The following is a 1,881-nucleotide window of genomic DNA, read 5'->3' as shown; positions in this document are numbered from 1 at the left end:
CAGTCGTTATTCAAAGCAAAACGCGCTTCTGTTTCGTTCAGTTTTGAAGGAATGAGGATTCCTTCAGTTGCTTTGCATCTGTGCCTGCGTCTGCTAGCAGGTTCAGGGAAGCAAGATTCCTCGGCACAAAGCCGCAAGGAAGTTTGTTCAAAGAAGTCGCTTTGCGTCTACAAACGGATTCGAGGAAGTGGGATTCCTCGATGCAAGACTGCAGAGAAGTGAATTCAAGAAGTAGTCTCGTTCCTTGAAAACTAGATAACCGATTAACAAAGGAAGAAGCCGAGAGTGCAATAGGTTAAGCTGGAAAGGGCGCACGGTGGATGCCTTGGCACTAGGAGCCGATGAAGGACGGGGCAAACGCCGAAACGCTTCGGGGAGCTGTAAGCAAGCGTGGATCCGGAGATGTCCGAATGGGGGAACCCACTGTCCGTAATGGGGCAGTATCCATGTCTGAATCCATAGGGCATGGAGGGCACACCCGGGGAACTGAAACATCTTAGTACCCGGAGGAGAAGAAAGCAACCGCGATTCCCTGAGTAGCGGCGAGCGAAACGGGAACAGCCCAAACCAAGAGGCGTGTCCTCTTGGGGTTGTAGGACCGCTCACGATGGGAGTGAGAAAGGAACGGGGTAGACGAACCGGTCTGGAACGGCCGGCCGGAGAAGGTGAGAGCCCTGTAGTCGAAACTTCGTTCCCTCCCGAGCGGATCCTGAGTACGGCGGGACACGAGGAATCCCGTCGGAAGCAGGGAGGACCATCTCCCAAGGCTAAATACTCCCTAGTGACCGATAGTGCACCAGTACCGTGAGGGAAAGGTGAAAAGCACCCCGGGAGGGGAGTGAAAGAGAACCTGAAACCGTGTGCCTACAAGTAGTCAGAGCCCGTTGATGGGTGATGGCGTGCCTTTTGTAGAATGAACCGGCGAGTGACGATGGCGTGCGAGGTTAAGCCAAAGAGGCGGAGCCGCAGCGAAAGCGAGTCTGAACAGGGCGTGTGAGTACGTCGTCGTCGACCCGAAACCAGGTGATCTACCCATGTCCAGGGTGAAGGCCGGGTAACACCGGCTGGAGGCCCGAACCCACGCACGTTGAAAAGTGCGGGGATGAGGTGTGGGTAGGGGTGAAATGCCAATCGAACTTGGAGATAGCTGGTTCTCCCCGAAATAGCTTTAGGGCTAGCCTCGGGTTTGAGAGTCTTGGAGGTAGAGCACTGATTGGGCTAGGGGCCCTCAACGGGTTACCGAACCCAGTCAAACTCCGAATGCCAATGACTTATGCCCGGGAGTCAGACTGCGAGTGATAAGATCCGTGGTCGAGAGGGGAACAGCCCAGACCGCCAGCTAAGGCCCCGAAGTGCACGTTCAGTGGAAAAGGATGTGGAGTTGCCGAGACAACCAGGATGTTGGCTTAGAAGCAGCCACCATTTAAAGAGTGCGTAATAGCTCACTGGTCGAGTGACTCTGCGCCGAAAATGTACCGGGGCTAAACGTGCCGCCGAAGCTGCGGGATGACCGTTGGTCATCGGTAGGGGAGCGTTCTAAGGGCAGAGAAGCCAGACCGGAAGGACTGGTGGAGCGCTTAGAAGTGAGAATGCCGGTATGAGTAGCGAAAACAGAGGTGAGAATCCTCTGCGCCGAAAGCCTAAGGGTTCCTGAGGAAGGTTCGTCCGCTCAGGGTTAGTCGGGACCTAAGCCGAGGCCGAAAGGCGTAGGTGATGGACAACAGGTTGAGATTCCTGTACCACCTTCTTCCCGTTTGAGCGATGGGGGGACGCAGGAGGATAGGGCGAGCAGGCGGCTGGAAGAGCCTGTCCAAGCCGTGAGGCTGATCCGCAGGCAAATCCGCGGATCGTAAGGCTAAGCGGTGACGGCGACGGACGCAG

General features: G+C 56.0%; 1 protein-coding gene and 1 rRNA gene. Both read left to right on the top strand.

Features of this window, described 5'->3' with window-relative positions:
* The coding region (locus tag BRO54_RS20290; RefSeq protein ID WP_204378358.1) for a hypothetical protein at positions 1–222 on the top strand (222 nt) is incomplete at its 5' end.
* Between the two features lie 71 nt (positions 223–293).
* Positions 294–1,881: ribosomal RNA gene (locus BRO54_RS20225) — 23S ribosomal RNA — on the top strand; the annotation flags it as partial.

Source organism: Geobacillus proteiniphilus (assembly GCF_001908025.1).
In the GTDB taxonomy this organism is placed as follows: Bacteria; Bacillota; Bacilli; order Bacillales; family Anoxybacillaceae; genus Geobacillus; species Geobacillus proteiniphilus.
Note: the sequence above shows the minus strand (reverse complement) of the source record. Positions and strands in the feature narration are given on the sequence as shown.